The sequence below is a fragment of the Nostoc sp. 2RC genome (assembly GCF_014222165.1).
Taxonomy (GTDB): Bacteria; Cyanobacteriota; Cyanobacteriia; order Cyanobacteriales; family Nostocaceae; genus Nostoc; species Nostoc linckia.
Genome location: NZ_JACKZU010000152.1, coordinates 1 through 18,425, shown reverse-complemented (window position 1 = coordinate 18,425; position 18,425 = coordinate 1). Strand labels below are relative to the sequence as shown.

The window sequence follows — 18,425 nt, the reverse complement described above, 5'->3', positions numbered from 1 at the left end:
CTCTTCCCCTGCTACCCAAACCACGGTTTTACCTTCTTGCTCCAAACATTGAGCCATTTGTTGCAATTCTTCTGGTAAATTTGTTACATACTGCTGTAAAAAAGTGGCATTGCCAACAATTACCTGTTGTTCTTTGACGATTCCTATAATTCCTTGTCCAGGTATAGCTTGTACCCCCACTGCACCAACCCAATTCAAATCAGTAGCGGCTTCTACAATTGCCTTACCAATGGGATGTTCCGAGGAGGATTCGATACTTGCCGCAGCTTTTAATACATCTGTTTGTGTGTATTTACTATTTGTAATCACTTGGAATACTTGCACCTGTCCTATGGTGAGAGTACCAGTTTTATCAAATGCGATCGCTCGGACTTTGCCAATTTTCTCTAATTGTGCGCCATTCTTAAATAAAATCCCTTGTCTTGCACCATTGGCAATTCCGGAAAGTAGGGTGGGCATAATTGCAGCCATCAAGGCGCAGGGAGAAGCTACCACTAAAAAGGTAAGGGCGCGATAAATGGTGATTTCCCAATCCCAACCCCAGAGAAATGGCGGTAAAGTTGCTAGTAATATCCCACTTACTACAATGACTTTGGCATATCCTTTTTCAAAGCGATCGATAAATTCTTGGGAAGGCGGGGCTTGTGTCTTTGCCTGTTCCACTAAACGAATCACCCGCACAATCAAACTACTTTGGGCTGGTTTGTGGACTTTAATTTGCAATGCACCATAGCCGTTGAGTGTACCAGCAAAAACTTCTGCACCGACTGTTTTTTCTACAGGTAAAGACTCGCCTGTAATTGCAGCTTGATTGATGGTACTGTAACCAGACACGATAATTCCATCTGTGGGAATTAACTCTCCGGGTTTAACAACAATTTCATCGCCAACTTTTAGCTGACTGATGGAAACTTCCTCTTCCCTTCCCTGAAGCAAAACCCTTGCTGTATCTGGTGTCAAACTCATCAAACTGCGAATACTTCGTTCAGTTCGCTGCATGGCGTAACCTTCCAGTGCGCCACTGATGGCAAAGATAAGAATTAAAATTGCCCCATCAATAATTAAATGATATTCTCGCCGCCATAAGCCCAAACTAGCAGCCCCAATGGCCGCGACAATCATCAGTAAATCAACATCAAGTTCTTTTTGTTTGAAAAGAGTAGTCAGTCCCTCCCGCGCACTTTCGTAACCACCAATGACATAAGCAGCAGGTAGCAACAGCAGCGCTATTTCCAAAGCACCCAGATGCAAGGCAAACCATCCTAGAAATAACAGTAGCCCACAAACTAGGGCTGCTAACATATCTGCGTGTTCTCTGGTGAATTGGGTAAAACGCTGTGCGTAAAGCATAAGAGGTGAATTAAGAGGGACTTTCTCAGGCTAAACCTTGACATTAATGTTAATGTCAAGCTCTATAATGATTTTGAAACGCAAAGGAGCGCTGAGGGAAGCGCAGAGGTACGCGAAGTTAGATGTTTATTTGTGTTCTGGGACGGTTTTTGAAAAGAAAGTGTTATCAAGGCTTGGATGAAAATGCACCACCATCTCTTCAGTCGGCTTGTGGAGAATTACAAAGAATTTTGCGGTTGTTGGAGTAAATTATGAATGCTGGTTGTTTGACTATTAAGGAACTTACTGAAGCGGTTGGTGGTGGTTTGACTCCGCGTATGGTGCGGCATTATCATCAATTGGGGCTGTTACCGCAACCGGTACGATCGCCAAGTAATTATCGTCTCTACACCCAAAAAGATGTGGTGCGTTTGCAGCGCATTGTCGCACTCAAGCAACAAGGATTTCAGCTAAATCATATCCGCCACATTTTAGACGTGGAACCAGAGGCGGATACAAATCAAAATTTGATGTTGCAACTGCAACAGCAATATCGAGCCGTAATACAACAAATTTCCCAACTGCGACAAACTGCATCAGCATTAGAAGGATTATTGGGACGCGATCGCCATTGTCAAATTATCCAGGCGGAAGTCCTCGCACAACTGAAGTTACTAGATGTGGAAACCCAAGCCGGATTGGGAGGACTGGCAAAATTATGGAGTGGTTTGGATGCCCAAATTCATACACACTCAGAGGCTTTTTCGGAATCATTGCAACGCTTATTACCCGATTTATCAGAACGTTCGGAAATTGAACGACACTTAATTTCGCAGTTGGTTTTGGCTTGTGGCGATGTCAGTTTGGTATCTTTTGTCAAATTGAGTCGAGATGCGATCGCAGCTAGTCGCAAAGCTTTATCTGACAGCTGTCAAATTGTTGTCGATACTCAAACTGTTGCTGCTGCTTTGGATCGAACTCGATTATCTCACTTGGGATGTCGCGTTGAAACTTTAATTGATAATCCCCACATTACCACTGCCACAGAGGCAGAACTCGCCTTTTGGCAACACCAAGAATGGCGTCAAAAATTGCAACAAGTAACTCCAGGTTGCGTGCTGGTAGTTGGTTATGCACCCTCAGTACTGCTAGAAATTTCCCTCGCCATATCTCAGACGGACTACACCAATCCAAAAATTCAGCCTGCACTGGTAATTGCAATGCCCATCGGCTTTAGCCACGCTCCCGCAGCTAAGCGACAATTAATGCAACAACCAATACCTTATATTACAGTCGAAGGAACTTTAGGAGGTGGCGCTTTAGCTGCAACTGCCTTGAATGCTTTGGTGGAATCACTAATTGATAAACCAGATTGTCATTGTTATCTAAGTCAATCTATAGGAATCTGATTTGATTAATGAACATATTTGTGTAGGGAGGGAACAGGGAACAGGGAACAGGAAAAAAGGAATTTAGGGGTGTACTGAGTTTTTTCTGCAAATCAAATATGAGTCCTATACAACGGAATTTCTCTGAAGATTTCAATCCCCATCGATAATCCTCCTAATCCCTAGTTCAAAGATTGAACTTGTTAGCAAATGCCAAATATAATTTTGCCCAAAGAGTGGTAATATTTTGTAGTATAATGTAATATATGAATATCCTGCGTGCCCTAACTTGTGTGAGCCTACATACTAGTACGAGAGGAAGGTAACACTGTCAAATGCAGTGGGCGTTTGTAAACGGGGAGTGCGAAGAACCTGGAAAGTGGGCTTGAAAGTAGCCATCTTTAAAAGAGTGTGTAATAACTCACCAGCGGAGTCCCTCTAGTAACTGAGAAAACGCAATGCTCCACCGACTTGCACGCAAATTAATTCGTAATTTCTGATTAAGAAAGTTATACCGATTCAGGACTTACGCAAGTGTCACAAAAAATCATTTTTTTTTGCTTGTAGTAAGGACTTTAGTCCTCTAATAAGGACTGAAGTCCTTACTACAAACTTAAAATAATATGCCAGTTGCGTAAGTCCTATAATTAATATTACTTATGACTAACATATTTAAGCTAATTAACGAAATTGCTAACGTAGAAGCACAGTTGTGTAACACGCAGTTTCTTGCACCTTGTGTAAAAGGTGGACGAGTTCGCACGCGAGTAGCAGGGATGGTCTACACCTTCAGACCAAAGCCTAGTAAATTTGAAGGTTGGGGTATTTTTCAGCCTGTGGATGAGAAGACAGCCACAGTTGTGGAAGAGGCGGATTTACCTCAAATTGCAGAATACTTGCAACACTTTCCCCAAATCCGACTGCGGTTAGTACGCCAACTGCGGGGACAAACTTGGTTAGCATACCCTGTAAATGAAGCAGATGTGCGCCAACGCTTACAGGTGGTGAAACCGATGGCCATTCATCTAGTAACCGAAGGTACGACCTTTGACCAAATCATCGCCCGTTGGAACGGTCATTCATGCTGGTTTGAGGAAATTGATCGCCGTACCGATCCGATTATTGTTGAAACTCTGCAATCGGCGGTTAAGCAACTCGTTCCGGTTGGAGAATTGCACTTCAAAGGCGTAACCCCAGAAATTCGCACAGTGTATGAATTAGCAACTGCACAAATTGATGGCTTCCACCAACCCCAACAGGATGAAAAGCGACTGAAAAAAGCATTGCATATGGGTGGCGGTGAATTAAAGCAATTCCAAGATCGTGGCGACTACTGGACAGTGGATTGGACAACGGCTGATGGCGTTCGCCACAGTAGTGCGATCGCCAAAACTGATTTGACTGTAATTAGTTCTGGTATCTGCTTAAGTGGATACGATGGCGACTTTGATTTGCAATCTTTGGTTGGCGTCATCGAACAACAACAGTAGCCATAAGCTATCACCCATTGAAGTTGCACATTTTTTGTGTTGGTTGTTGACGACTGTAAGCGGTAAACGAAAAACAGGTTTAATACCTAATCTAAAATCCCAAATCTAAAATTCAAAATCAAATGACTATCTTTTTTCACGAACAACTTTACCGCAGCAATGCCGTGATGGCAAAGTTGAAAAACTATCCTGTAACTATTTGTGGGGCGGGAGCATTGGGAGCGAATATTGCGGAAAACTTGACTCGGTGTGGTTTTGACAAACTGACGGTAATCGATCGCGATCGCATTGAGGAACGCAATCTTTCGACCCAGCCTTACTATCGTTCTGATGTCGGAGCATTCAAAGCAAAAATCTTGGCAAACAATTTATATCGAGCAATTGGTACTAAAGTTGATGCCAAAACAAAAGAATTGACTCCGGCAAATGTAAATCAATTACTCCAAGATAGCCAATTAATTATTGATGTTTTTGACAATAGTGTGGCACGTCAAATACTCAAAGATTATGCTGATAAATTTAGCATTCCTTGTCTTCATGCTGGACTAGCAGCTGATTATGCAGAAGTGATTTGGAATGAATTTTATCGCGTTCCTTCTGAGGTCAATGATGATGTTTGTGATTATCCCTTGGCGCGAAACTTAGTAATATTAACTGTAGCTGTAGTATGCGAAACCATTATCTCATTTATTGCCACAGCAGAACAACGTAACTTCACGATTACCTTGAAGGATTTGAGCGTCCAATCTTTATTTTTATAGATGGCGATCGCTCCCAAATATAGTTGAAGACTTGTCATTAAGACTGACGCGGGGACGTTAAGGGAAAAAGGGTAAAGGGAAAGGGGAAAGAAAAAACCTTTACCCTTTACCCTTTAACCCCTTCGGGGTTCGCCAGTCGCTCATGGGGGAAACCCCCAAGACCGCGCTGGCTCACCTTTTCCCAAAACCAAATTCCGAGTTGAAAATGCACAAAGCCAGCAGTATTGTCACAAATCCCTTTTCCCCCATTTTACTAATCCTAGACCGTTGGTCGTTTACTTTCGAGGATTTCTGTTGCTTTCTGGGCAGAAAGTGGTCGGTAGAATAGAAAACCTTGTACATCCTCGCAATGGATAGACCTCAAAAATTCCAATTCTTCTTGGTTTTCTACACCTTCGGCTGTGAGCCTCAATCCCAAACTCCGCCCCAAGCTAACTATAGCTTTGATAATATGAGCGACTTTGACATCGTGTGTCAAATCTTGAATAAAAGACTTATCGATTTTCAAATTGTGGAGTGGTAAAAGCTGTAGGCGGGAGAGTGAAGAATGACCAGTGCCAAAATCATCAATGGAGAGGTGAACGCCCATTTGCTGTAAATCTTGTAGTACGGTGCGGGTGAATTCTAAATCTTCAATGGCTGTGGTTTCAGTAATTTCTAACTCTAAAAAGTGAGGTTCTAGCCCTGTTTGTTGGAGAATTTTAGCTACAGTTTCTACTAATTGCGGTTGCCGAAACTGTTTGAGGGAAAGATTAACAGCCATCATCAGTGGTGGTAATCCTGCATCTTGCCAAGCTTTATTCTGCTTACAGGCTGTCCGCAGTACCCATTCGCCGATGGGGACAATTAATCCACTTTGTTCGGCTAGGGGAATGAAAACACTGGGGGCGACCAATCCCATGTCTGGGTGCTGCCAACGCAATAAAGCCTCCATTCCAGTAATTTCCCCTGTGGCAATGCTTACACGAGGTTGATAGTACAAAGAAAATTCTTTGCGTTCTAGGGCATAGCGCAAGCTTTTCTCTAAAGTTAGGAGTTCGGGATTCTTGGCACTCAAAGAAACGCTGTAGAATTGGTAGTTATTTCGTCCTTTGTCTTTAGCATGATACAAAGCGGTATCGGCGTGCTGGATTAGTGTTTCAGCATTGGGACTATTGCTATCAAGCAAGGCAATACCAAGGCTGGCACTGATATAAAGTTCATGCCCTTGGAGATGAAAGGCCTTTTCTAAGGTTTGTAAAATTCTCTCGGCTACTTGGGTGACTTCTTCGATATTATTCACTCGTGGGAGTAAGATTATGAATTCATCGCCTCCCCAACGGGCTACGGTGTCTCCCTTTCTGAGGGAATCGTTTAATCTTTGGGCGACTTCTTTTAATAACTTGTCTCCCAGTGTGTGCCCAAGTGTGTCATTAATCACCTTAAAGCGATCTAAGTCGAGGAAGATTACAGCTAAACTTTCGCCCTTGCGACTGGCGTTGGGCAGGGCTTTGTTGAGCATTTCGTCAAAGAGTAGACGATTGGGTAACCCTGTGAGCATATCATGGAGGGCTTGATAGCGAATCTTTTCTTCTACTTGCTGGCGTTGCCGCGCACCTGTAATACTGGCAGCCATTGTCAACAAAGTGGATTCTTCGTGCCTCGACCAATGACGTTCATAGGTGCAGTCTGCTAAACCAAGGTAACCCCAAAACTCGTTCTCTAACCGCAGAGGTACTAAAAGCAGGGATAGAACCTTGTCTCGAATCAACAATTCTTGTTCGGCAATGGGGAATGTCCGGGTGAGTCCGCTAATTGACTGACCACTGTAAAGAACATCGTACCAGCGGGTTAATCCACAAGCTTGATAAGGCTGATTTTGCCAAGAATCGTAAGTAGGTTGGATAAAAGAGCATGTCCATTCAAACCGCAAGCTAACTGCTATTTCTCCTGTAGCTGGATGGGGATGATTTTGAAATAGATAAGCGCGATCGACTTTGGCGGCTTCGCCCAAAACAGCTATAGCTTTCTCAATACCTGTTTCGTAGTTCATTTCGCCCAGCAAATAATTTGCAGCTTCGGCAACCGCTTGCAGCAAGCGATCGCGCTGGCGTAGTTCAGCTGTAGCTTGTTTTTGCTCTGTAATATCCCTGGCAATAAAAGTTCTAATTAAATCACTTTCACGAAGATAGAGAACCGATTGTTCAAAAATTTCTGTACCTACTTCCACTTCCCGCATAAATGAATTTGTTTCTAAATTTTTAACTGCACTCAACAGTCCTTGTAAAATTGGGTGTTGCATCCCAGTTTCCCTGAGTTTAGGAAACTTGAGAGTTGCGGCTGGATTGAGATAAGTTACTGTTCCCTCTAAATCCATCTCGATAATTGGATTGGGAATGAGTTCTGGGAAAGATGCAAGGCGAGCAAGAGCAGCTTCACTCGCTGCTTCAAAGGTGGGATCGACAGCCAAGGTTTGAAAGGGATTGGCAGGTTCGGCTTGCTCTGATAAAAAACCAGATAAATCTTCAATCTCAGAAGATTCCGAAAATGCTTGTTCAGAAAGATTGGAAATAGCATAATATTTAGCTTGAGCTTGATTACTGCCAAAAGCGATGACATCTCCATGCTTGAGGTTGTGAGAATAACATCTCTCGCCATTCACAAATAACCCATTGGTACTTGCTTTTCCCTTATAGTTTCCATCAATAATCTGAAAGCCATATTGTTCAGTTTCTGGTACAGTTACTCGCAATAAAATAGCATGTTGCATTGATACTGACCGAGACGCTAGGACAATGGTATTCGCGGAATGCCGTCCTAGAGAATAAGTAGCCTCTCTTAAGGGGACAGTTCGCCGTCCCTGTAGGTCTTGGATGACCAACAGATGGCGTATTTTTTCCCGCTCATTTCCTAGCATGATTCTTCCTCAAATTCTCATATCTTTGTGTCTTAGTCTGAAAAATCATCTTCCCAGAAGCTGAGATTTTTCAGTTCTGCTTTTGGGAATTTTACTCAATTAAATTTATCGCTATCTTTTGATTACAAAATTTATATGATATTCCCAACATCTTTTCTCTTGAGAATTTATCTTCTGCAATGAGAAGCTAAATTTTTTAACTAAGCTATTGGGCTTTTCAATTTTACGCTTGTTTGTTAAGTTTGTTGACGGTTAACTGTCAACTGTCAACGTCAAAAGATATGCAAATTAAATGCGTTATAGCTTAGTTTTTGCCGTATAAGTTCTAGCTTTTTTCTCAATTCATGCATCATTTATTAACTTTTTCCCTTGCTCTATATCGTCTAACCTTTCCTCATTTAGGATACCCAAAATAAAATAAAATACAGAATTATATACTTGGTATATTTGCGGATTTTTATTTTTAAGTAATGTTGAAATTACGAAAAATCCACAGTGTAATACAAATTCAAAATACAAAATTCACATATTAAGAAAGTCAGACAGAACAAAGATTTGGGAGGATGTATTTGTCGCATTGTTTTTTTTAAATAATTCTCATAAAGCAACAAATCTTTATTTTATTTCTAGAAAATAAATTGAAGAAGAATGCAGAATTCAGAATTCCAAATCAAGATGCGACGCTTGAGGATTCTCTAAGAGTTGCCATACCGCAGGCTTTACGCTCGGCTATCCGTCAGTCGGACTCCAATTCATACTGAATTCTGACGACTGACGCCTTTATTCTGTTCGATAATTTAAAAAGGATTATAGAGTAAGCTAAAATACAAACCATTTTCTTGTAATGTGCGATCGCCGGATTCAACAAATACTAAAGGAATCCCCCAATCAAGACGAATGCTCAAGCGTGAACCTTGCGACCAACGCAAACCCAAACCAACGGCCGCTAGGGTATTCGGGTCGGGATTCTCTCTGCCAGAGCTGTTCCAACCAACACCAAAATCAACAAAGGGAATGACCTGCAAAGTACTGTCTATCTCGGATAAACGCAGAATCGGTATTTGCACTTCAGCGGAAACAAAAGCCCCATTATCTGTTAACAAAAAATCCTGACGATAGCCCCGAATGCTATCTTGTCCGCCCAAGCCAAATTGTTCTATGGGCAAAAGTCTTTTGGATGTTAATTGTGTATTTAAACGCAATAATAGTAAGGTTTCAGGAGCTAAAAGACGTGCCCACTGGGCTTGTCCTTGCCAAGCAAAAAAACGGCTATCGGGAGGATTTTGATTAATCGTGGCATCCAACGCACCAATGCCCAAGTTAAATTGAGAGCGGAGGGCGATAACTTCACGGCTGTTACGAGAAGTGAATTCTTGAAAAAATCGTAATGCAGATACTCTAGTGCGTCCCTGTTCATCAGCTCCGGGTGAAATTTCCGATGCGGGTACTCCTTCTCTCTGCAAAAAAGACGAAATATCACTTTCCCGTCGGGAAGCTGTTAATCCAATGGCTAATTCTCGTGTGGGAGTTTGAACTATTGGCTGCCGAAAAGTCAGTTCGTAATAACGAGAATCAGATTCAATATCTAAAATTTTGAAAGGAGGTTCAATGACATTGCTTGATGTGATGCCATAGTTGAAGGCAAGGGTGCCGTTGCGGGCATTGAGCGGTAAGGTGTAGCTGGCGTCAAAGGAGTTACTACCATCGGTATTAGCGTAAGCTATACCTAGACTATCTCCCAATCCCAATAAATTAGCTTCGTTCAATTGTAATCGGCGTCGGAAACTACCTACACTAGGCGATCGCCCATTATCTAGAGCTATTTGACTACTAAAGGTTTTTGCTTCGTCAATTTTGACTTCTAACAAACTCACACCCGCGCGCGACCCCGCAGAAAGTTCAGCAGACAAGTTTTTAATCAAAGGATTAAGCCGCAAAAGTTGTAATGCTTCCAACAAGCGTTGCCGATTTAGAGGAGGTGATGTAGCTAGTGCTAGTCGGCTGCGGATATAATTAGGGTTTAACCGCCGAGTACCAGTTATTTGAATGTCTTCTAATTTACCTTCCACCACCTGAATTTGTACCACACCGGATTTGATTGTTTGGGGTGGAATATAGGCACCAGAGGTAATGTAACCATTTTTGACGTATAGCTCAGTTATTTTCGAGCGTGCTTGATAGACTTCGGTGAGGGAAATCGGTCGTTGAGTAAATTCAGCAGTGACTTCAGCTAACTCTTGAGCAGAGAAAACTGTGCTACCAATAACTTCAAACCTTTCAACCACAATAGTTTGAGGAAACTTGTTAGGAATTGGTTGCTCAGGTGTGAGAATTGGAGTCGAGGAGGGAAATAGTTCTGCTGGTGTGGGAAGTTCCTGTGGTACTTCCGGTGAAGAAGGTGGTGGAGTTACAGGTGGTTGGACATCCTGTGGTGGTGGGATTTGTTGCGAGAAGAGGGAATTGTTATTTGGTAGCTGTGTTGTATTTGTAACCTGAGCTTTTGCGGGTGTGGAAGGTAGGCTAACTATAAATACAATTAAGCTCAGTGGTAATACACAGATTTTTGGGATATTAAGTACTTGTGAATCAAAAAATATACTATTATTTATTGTTGTAGAGTAAGCATCTTGCCTATCCATGATTACGGGCGGGCGAGACGCCCACCCAAAATAATTGTATAATTTGTTTCTTAATAAGATTTTAAAGGTATATTTATGAATCATCACACTGGACTATTTTTGAGTCGCAATTATGAAATTATACGGGGATTGTTACAGATGTGAATGTTACTTCATCTTTTACAAATAAAGTTAATATTTGAAAATTACAATTGAAAAGCTAAATTAACGGGGAACAGGGAACAGGGAATAGGGAACGGTGACTGTCTGTGGTGGTGGATTTGAGCAAGCACCAAGACTTTTCGCCTGTAGGCGGGGGACTCAAACCGTCTTAGTGGGGAGAGGGAACGGACGAACCGTTAAGAGTTGCCCGTTAAGAGTTACCTCTCCCGAAGAAAGTTGATTGTTACGGCAGGAAATGGTAATCTGTGGATGCTCTAATGCAAATTCATCTGCGTTTTGTGCGGGCAGTTCATTTTTGGGTAGCTAAGATATTTTGCACAAAGCGATCGCGTCCTGCTGTTTTTGCTTGATACAATGCGCGGTCTGCTGCGGCAATCATTTCTTCCAAGTCAGAATTTGCTTGAGGAATGACTGTGGTAAACCCAGCACTCATGGTTACATAGGGACTAACTTGTGAATTCTGATGAGGAATTGCCAATTTCCGGATAGCATCGCAAATTTTTTCGGCAACATAGGTCACCCCTTCGGTGTCTGTGTTGGGTAAAATTACAGCAAACTCTTCGCCACCATAACGAGCTACCAAATCTCCAGGACGTTTGACAATATCTTTAATGGCTTGAGCAATTTCGATTAGACAGCGATCGCCTGCTCGATGACCATAAGTGTCGTTGTATGATTTGAAAAAATCAACATCGCAAAGAATCAGAGAAAGTGGGTGTTGTTCCCGTTTCATGCGCTGCCATTCTTGGTAAAAATACTCCTCAAAACCCCTGCGGTTTGCAACTTCAGTTAATGCATCGATAGTCACTAATCGCTGCAATTCCAGATTCACAGCTTCGAGTTTTTGTTGTAACTGAGATTGTTGAATTAACCGTTTTACCCGTTGTCGCAAAACTGGCCAGTGAATCGGTTTGGTTATATAGTCTATGGCCCCCACTTCAAATGCCCGATCGACTGATTCTTCATCCTCAAGTCCTGTAATCATTAATACTGGAGTGTGCTTGCTACAGCCAAGAATTTGCAACTGAGTGCAACACTCAAACCCATCCATATCGGGCATGATGGCATCGAGGAGTATAATGTCTGGGTGAAGTTGATTATACATAGTCAAAGCCTCTATGCCATTTTGAGCTTCGACTATTTGATATGCTTCCCGCTCCAAGAAATTGCGTAAAATCATGCGGATAAATGGTTCATCATCAACGATTAAAACTAATGATTTGCTTTCTTGAGGGTTGGCTTTCATTGTCCTTCCTTGGCAAGTTCTTTTTTTAAATCAGTTTTAACTTGTTCATATTCTTGATGTAGGTGTGATATTACCTCTAGGCTGCTTTGGAATTTGTTACTGCGTCCTTGTGCTTCTAATTGCTTGCAAACTTGCGCCAGGGTCATGGCTCCCACAGAAGCACTGCTGGATTTGAGTTGGTGCGCTGTCTTCCATAGAGTTTGGGCATCTTGAGTAGCGATGGCTGTGCTGATATTTTCCACCAGTTTCGGAGCTTCTGTCAGATAACACTCGATCAATTCGGCAAATGCCGCACTATCTCCTCTGAGGATTTTTCGTAAAGAAGCAATAACTTTGGCATCAATTTTAACGCTATTACATGTTTTGTCTTGTTTTTCCTGGAGTATATTACCTGGTGGTGGCGATCGCCAGGACATCATTGGATTTTGGTTAGTTCTTTGCGGTGGACATTTGCTGAGTGCTTGGGCGAGTTCTTCGATTTGAACTGGTTTACTAATGTAGTCATTCATACCAGCAGCTAAACAAGCTTCGCGATCGCCCCGCATGGCGTTGGCAGTGATGGCAATAATATAGGGACGAAAACCAACTTCCCATTGTTGATAAATTCTGCGAGTTGTTTCCAAGCCATCCATTTCAGGCATGTGGACATCCATCAACACTACATCATAGGTCTGTTTTTCCAGCGCCTTCAATACTTCTAGCCCATTAGTTACTACATCTGCCTGATAACTCATTTTTTGCAGCATCAGTAAAGCAACTTTCTGGTTGACCAGTGTATCTTCTGCTAACAGAATCCGCAGGGGCAATTTATATGCTAAATGCGGATCGACGGAGGAAAAATGAGAAGGAGAAATACTGGCTGGAGTCGGCTGATTGACCAAAACACGGGTAAAAACATCATAAAGTTGAGACTGTTTAATTGGTTTGCTCAAAGAAGCAGCAAACTGCACATCACCAAAATCCAGGGAAGTTCCTACTTTACCCAAAGGGTTCAACATTACCAAAGGCAGATTTTCACAGCCAGATTGCTTGCGAATTTGACGAGCCAAGGTTAACCCATCCATTTCTGGCATCTGCATATCCAAAATGGCAATGTCAAACTGCGCTCCCCAAGCAAGTTGAGCTAAAGCTTCTTTACCAGATTTGGCAGCATAAGTTTGCATCTGCCAAGACTCTGCTTGCAAGCTGACAATTGTGCGGTTAGTGAGGTTGTCATCCACAACCAATAGCCGCTTACCAGCCAGCTGTACTAACAAATTGCTAAATTCAGCTTGTTCTTTGACAGGAGCTACCTGGGCTTTAATGGTGAAGTAAAATGTACAACCTGGGGAAGAGGATGATTTTTTACTTTCCCACATAGAACCGGGATTGCCACCAACAAATCCCTGGCTTTCTACCCAAAGAGTGCCCCCCATCATCTGACTGAGGCGCTTACTGATGACCAATCCCAATCCAGTACCGCCATATCGCCGAGTCATGGAGACATCAGCCTGAGTAAAGGGTTGAAATAATCGTTCTATTTTTTCTGGTGCAATGCCAATACCTGTATCTTTAATGGCAAATTGAATTTGGATTGTTGATTGTTGACTGTTGAGACTCGGATTTATTCTCCTTGTCTCCCTTGTCTCCCCCATCTCCCGATTCCCAGTCCCCAATCCCACAAAAAGTACTACTTCTCCATGTTCAGTAAACTTGATGGCATTGTTGAGCAGGTTCATTAAGACTTGGCGCAGACGAGTTAAATCGCCGATGATGTGGGTGGGAACTTGCGGCTCGATGAAATAAGCTAATTCGATATCTTTTTGGGCGGCTTTCGGAGCTAATAAATATATAGCCTGTTCGACACAAGTTCTCAAATCAAAGGGCTGTTCTTCTAATTCGAGTTTGCCCGACTCAATTTTGGAAAAATCTAAAATATCGTTGATGATGGTGAGTAAAGCATCTCCACTACTGCGGACTGTTTCCACGAAATCTTGCTGCTGTGGCGTCAATTCAGTATCCAGCAATAAGCTTGTCATGGCAATCACAGCATTCATAGGGGTACGAATTTCGTGGCTCATCATTGCCAAAAATTCGCTTTTTGCCAGATTTGCGGCTTCTGCCTGACGTTTTGCTCGCTCCAAGGCAAAGTTTTTTAAAGTGAGTTCTTCACGTTGGCGGGTTTCTTGTTCGAGTAAGTGAGCTTGCGCCAAGGCGATACCCAACTGAGCTGCCACTGCTTCTAATAATTCAATTTCATCTTGTGTCCACTGGCGAAAATGGCTACATTGGTGGCAGATTATAGCACCATTCGGTTCTCCTTGGTAAGAAGTGCGGACTGAAAGCATGGATTTTAGCCCAATTTCTCGGCAGGTAAGCTCAGCTCCTTGGAATAAAGGATCGAGGTAAACATCTGGAGAAGGGATGGCACTTTCTTGTGACATCATCTGCTCGGTATGCAGATTGTTATTTATCAATACTTCTAAGTTGAATATCGAGCAGTAATCAGGGAGAAGGTTATACTCTGCGACTAGGGGAATTCGGGGTATGGGTTCATTAATATAGGAATGAATTAAACAGCGATCGACTCGAAATGCTTTGCCAATTTGAGTAGCAGCCGTCTGAAAGATTTTACTTGTATCTAGACTTTGGCGAATTTCTTGGGTAATTTGTTCGAGTAATAAAGTGCGATGTAATTGCCTTTGCAGTGCTTCTTTGGCTCTTTTGTTTTCGGTAATGTCGTGATTGACGCTAATAGTGGCAACAATTTGTCCTTGTTCATCCTGTAAAGATGCTACAGTTGTTTCGCAAATTCCCTGGCTACCGTCTTTGCGAATAAAATTTATTTCTCCCGACCAACGTCCGTGTTGAGTAACTGTTTGTAGAACTTCAGTGGTTAATGTTGCCACTACTTCGGGTTTGTATAAAATAGTTGGAGTTTTACCCAACACCTCGGCTTTAGTGTAGCCAAACATACTTTCAGCCGCAGGATTCCAGTCAAGGATACTTCCTGTTAAATCCGCGATCATCACCCCATCATGGATGTTTTCAAAGGTGAGGGCTTGATGACGCAGATGGACTTCGGCAAGTTTGCGATGGCTGATGTCTGTTTGAATGCCAATGAAGTGACTTAACTTACCATTTTCATCATGAATAGGAGAAATACTCAATTCATTCCAAAACAACACACCATCTTTGCGATAGTTGCGGAGAACCACTTTGCAACTTTTTCCCGCTTTAATAGATAACCGCAGTTCATCAAGTGCCGATTGTTCGGTATCTGGCCCTTGCAAAAATCGACAGTTTTGTCCAATTACATCAGTAGTACTGTAACCCGTTATCTGCTCAAAAGCTCGGTTAACATAAATAACTGGATTAAATGCCAGTCTGGCATCAGTAATAATAATTCCATTATTAGTAGCTGCAAGTGCCCTTTCCCTCAGTCTCAAGGTTTCTTCAACCAGTTTTAAATCACTAATGTCAAACATAAACCCCCTCAGCATCGTAGGGGTTCCGGCTTCCTGAACTACGCTAAAAATGCATCGCAGCCAAATAACTCGCCCATCGGCTGCCAACATCCGGTATTCTAATTCCTGATTTTCGCACCTATTACTTGCTTGTTGACATAAATTAAAGGTTTTTTCCCAGTCATGTGGATGTAGATGATTAATCCAAAAATTTTCCTCGTACCACTCGGCTATTGGATAATTTAGTAAGTCTACTGCTTGCGGCCCCACGTAGATAAATCGCCAAGTTTTTAGGTCTAATTCCCAAGGAATAACTTTGACCGTTTCTAACAGCTGCCGCAGACGATTTTCACTTTCACGGAGGGTAATTTCCATCTGTTTTTGTTCAAAAATCCGATGGACTAACTCCTGATTTATTGCTGTTATCTGGCGATTAGTCGCTCTCATTATCAGAACAAAATAAATTGATAATGTCACTGTGCTGGTAACCAATAACCCAGCAACAGATAATCCAACAATCATCATCAATTGTGTTAATGACCCCGTAATTGGTAGCGAGAGTTTTTGCCAGAGTAATATTACGCAAATTGAGACTAAAATCCCTAGCAAAAGTGCTAGGAATTTTCGTTTGCGGCAAAATTTGACAGCTTTGAACCAATTACGTTGGTGCTGTTTGACCACTTATTAACCCTCCAGCACTTTCAGGGCTTTTTGTGCTAACTTTCACTTTTAAGTAATCTAAAATATCGATGGCAAGGGGGCAATTACCGAATTTTTTGCAAGTAAAGTAGTTATATTTTGAGGGAAAACTTGATTGATGACTGATGAATGTTGACTGATGACTGTTGAATGTTAAGCGTGTACCTTGTCTAGCTGTTCCCTTGTGTTGTTTGTTGGTTACAGCAATTTTGAAGTCAATAGACCGCCTTGTAGCGTTGCACAGCTAGCTGTACGCTTCTATGGGGGATTAGATGAAAAATGCTGTAATTCCAGAATTTTGAAGCGAAGCCTGGATTATAGTCTAGGGTTGTGACATTTTAGCCAGTATTTTTGTCTCTGATCGCTTGTTATACTCACGTTACTCTCAAACAGAATATTCTTCCTCGTAATCTCCCCTGAAGTTGGGATTGCTTCCCTACACTCGGTTTCGGTCGCAATGACAATATCGGCGTTGCGTAAGTCCTAAAACTTATTAAGTAGTCATCAGTCATTACTCATCACTCATCAGCCAACACCCAACCCCATTTCCAAAACAGAGAATGCACCCAGAAAAACTAAGATTTATCGGATGGAGGAAACCTCCATCCAAAAGTTTAAAAACAATCTGTAATTTAAATCACAGCTGCTTCGCGTTGACAATCAAACACAACTACGAAAGAAGCGTTTGGAATCTCCTGACGCAGGTGTTGTATGTAACCATCGGCATCAGAACGACTGCGGAAACGAGCAACAATTTCGCGTTGTGTATCAGGAAGTAAACGAGCGATCGCCCAAGAATTTAGGCGCTCTTTGTAAGCAATACTCTGATTTCCTGACTTGGAAGCTTGATATTCAGTATTTTCTGACATAATTATGTTTTCCGTATGAAGTTTCATGAAGGGCGTTAATTAGCTTCTAGGTAGGAATGCACTAACGCTTTTTTTTTAAGCTGCTGCCACCTTGTTATTCGATTATTTATAAATTGTCAATACTGAGAGCAATATTTAAAACAAACAAAGTTTCAAATTTCAGGTATTTATGTACTTAAAAGCTTTAATTTACAAGAGTTTCTAGAATTAAACAATCCTCAAACAAAAACCCAAAAAGAGTATTAATAAGCAAACTGTACGTACTTCAAAATAAAAAATACCCAATTAATTCTTGTGGGGCGCACTTTTGAGCCTACTCCCCAAGTAGTGATACTACTGATTTCAAAAAATAATTTTGCAAATCGATACACGTAAGTAGAATCTGTATCAGTAGTCAAATATCAAATAAATCCCAAAATTAAGAACTCCAAAAAATAAGTTATTCCAGTTAATGCGTTGACTGTTGACGGTTCACAGTTAACAGTCAACAATCAAAACCAAACACCATCCTTTTGAAAAGTGGAATTAGCTAAATTAGGGCTACTACACTTATTTATCTAATAGGGATTCAAATTCAGCTTGTAAAGCGGTTATATCAGCCAACCTTGTGACTAATAAATTATCTTTCCCAGCATTAGTTAAAGATGCTTTCCAATAACGAATGCTATCTGAGTTATTTACCCAAAACTGAATCACTGTATCTACAACTCTATCCATATTCCAACCACGTTGTGTTGGAACTGATTCTATAGATTTGAGAAATGTATCTAGCGTACAGTTGTGCATTCCCAAATATTCCACGCCTTGGCGTGATGGTTGTTGCCAAATTTGTTGTTGTTGATTAAAAAACTGTAAAAGTGGAGATACTCCTACAATATCAAAAGTGTATTTCATAGCAATCCTCCCAGTTTTTAATTACTACAGTGAAATTTGTATTCTTAAAATAATGTCTGATAAACACCCAAGCCATCTTAAAAAAGTGCGATTTGTGTCTATGTCGTAGGTATGAAAAGAAAAATCCTAACTCAAAATGCCTTTAGGGAGCTAGTTAAACTACCTGATTGATTAATCATTCGCACAAAAATTAACTGGATAATTCGGATGAATCACTCCTCAAGTTTTGATTATTAAATTTTAGTGACAATTTAGCACTTGCAAGCCGAGAGTGCTAAATTAGATCTAATTGTTAGACCTGTTATTAATGAGTTTCAGGCATAAAATTCAGGATTATATATAATTTTAATAATTATTTAATAAAATATCTGGATAAATTCAAAAAATTAACTAGAAATTAAATTGATGGAATTTTGCAGGTGAAGACGGCTACCAGATTCTTCTGCTCTCACTTGTTGTGACTTAAAAGACTCAGCACTTTTAGTGCTTGGATAAAAAGGTGGTGATTCGTTTTTGCACTCTTGTGGTCAAAGTGATGCATCTTCATTGGAGAAAGGGAAAATACCAAACCTTTCCCCCTTTCCCCTTTCCCTTTTCCCCTTTCCC

The 18,425-nt window shown here is 41.5% G+C and carries 10 protein-coding genes; 3 read left to right on the top strand and 7 right to left on the bottom strand.

Going from position 1 to position 18,425, the window contains the following annotated elements; all coding sequences use genetic code 11:
- Positions 1–1,350: heavy metal translocating P-type ATPase (locus tag GNE10_RS17975; protein WP_185566352.1), on the bottom strand; the 1,350-nt coding region annotated here is incomplete at its 3' end.
- 251 nt (positions 1,351–1,601) lie between these two features.
- Between GNE10_RS17975 and GNE10_RS17970 the strand changes: the two genes are divergently transcribed.
- The 3 genes from GNE10_RS17970 to GNE10_RS17960 all read left to right on the top strand — a co-directional run bounded on the left by GNE10_RS17970 (position 1,602) and on the right by GNE10_RS17960 (position 4,968).
- Positions 1,602–2,738 carry a precorrin-8X methylmutase gene (locus GNE10_RS17970; RefSeq protein WP_185566351.1) on the top strand — a complete coding sequence of 379 codons (1,137 nt, stop codon included), beginning with the start codon at positions 1,602–1,604 and terminating at the stop codon, positions 2,736–2,738.
- 638 nt (positions 2,739–3,376) lie between these two features.
- Positions 3,377–4,207, top strand: a complete 831-nt coding sequence (locus GNE10_RS17965) for a hypothetical protein (RefSeq protein WP_185566350.1) — start codon at positions 3,377–3,379, stop codon at positions 4,205–4,207.
- Positions 4,208–4,329: 122 nt separating this feature from the next.
- On the top strand, positions 4,330–4,968 hold the full coding sequence (locus GNE10_RS17960) for a ThiF family adenylyltransferase (protein WP_185566349.1): 639 nt from the start codon (positions 4,330–4,332) through the stop codon (positions 4,966–4,968).
- A 259-nt stretch (positions 4,969–5,227) separates the two neighbouring features.
- On the opposite strand, the gene GNE10_RS17955 is transcribed toward GNE10_RS17960, so the two are convergent.
- The 6 genes from GNE10_RS17955 to GNE10_RS17930 all read right to left on the bottom strand — a co-directional run bounded on the left by GNE10_RS17955 (position 5,228) and on the right by GNE10_RS17930 (position 17,819).
- Positions 5,228–7,864 carry an EAL domain-containing protein gene (locus GNE10_RS17955; RefSeq protein WP_185566348.1) on the bottom strand — a complete coding sequence of 879 codons (2,637 nt, stop codon included), beginning with the start codon at positions 7,862–7,864 and terminating at the stop codon, positions 5,228–5,230.
- Positions 7,865–8,661: 797 nt separating this feature from the next.
- Positions 8,662–10,503 (bottom strand): ShlB/FhaC/HecB family hemolysin secretion/activation protein, encoded by a 1,842-nt coding sequence (locus tag GNE10_RS17950; RefSeq protein ID WP_185566347.1) that lies wholly within the window; start codon positions 10,501–10,503, stop codon positions 8,662–8,664.
- A gap of 451 nt (positions 10,504–10,954) precedes the next feature.
- Positions 10,955–11,911: a PleD family two-component system response regulator gene (locus tag GNE10_RS17945; RefSeq protein WP_185566346.1), complete on the bottom strand. Its 957-nt coding sequence runs from the start codon at positions 11,909–11,911 to the stop codon at positions 10,955–10,957.
- Positions 11,908–16,038 (bottom strand): PAS domain S-box protein, encoded by a 4,131-nt coding sequence (locus GNE10_RS17940; protein WP_311774821.1) that lies wholly within the window; start codon positions 16,036–16,038, stop codon positions 11,908–11,910. Before GNE10_RS17940 ends, GNE10_RS17945 begins: the two co-directional genes overlap by 4 nt.
- A gap of 650 nt (positions 16,039–16,688) precedes the next feature.
- Complete coding sequence (locus GNE10_RS17935; protein WP_099071745.1) at positions 16,689–16,925, bottom strand: hypothetical protein; 237 nt, start codon at positions 16,923–16,925, stop codon at positions 16,689–16,691.
- 549 nt (positions 16,926–17,474) lie between these two features.
- Complete coding sequence (locus GNE10_RS17930) at positions 17,475–17,819, bottom strand: hypothetical protein (RefSeq protein WP_185566345.1); 345 nt, start codon at positions 17,817–17,819, stop codon at positions 17,475–17,477.
- Between the last annotated feature and the right edge of the window lie 606 nt (positions 17,820–18,425).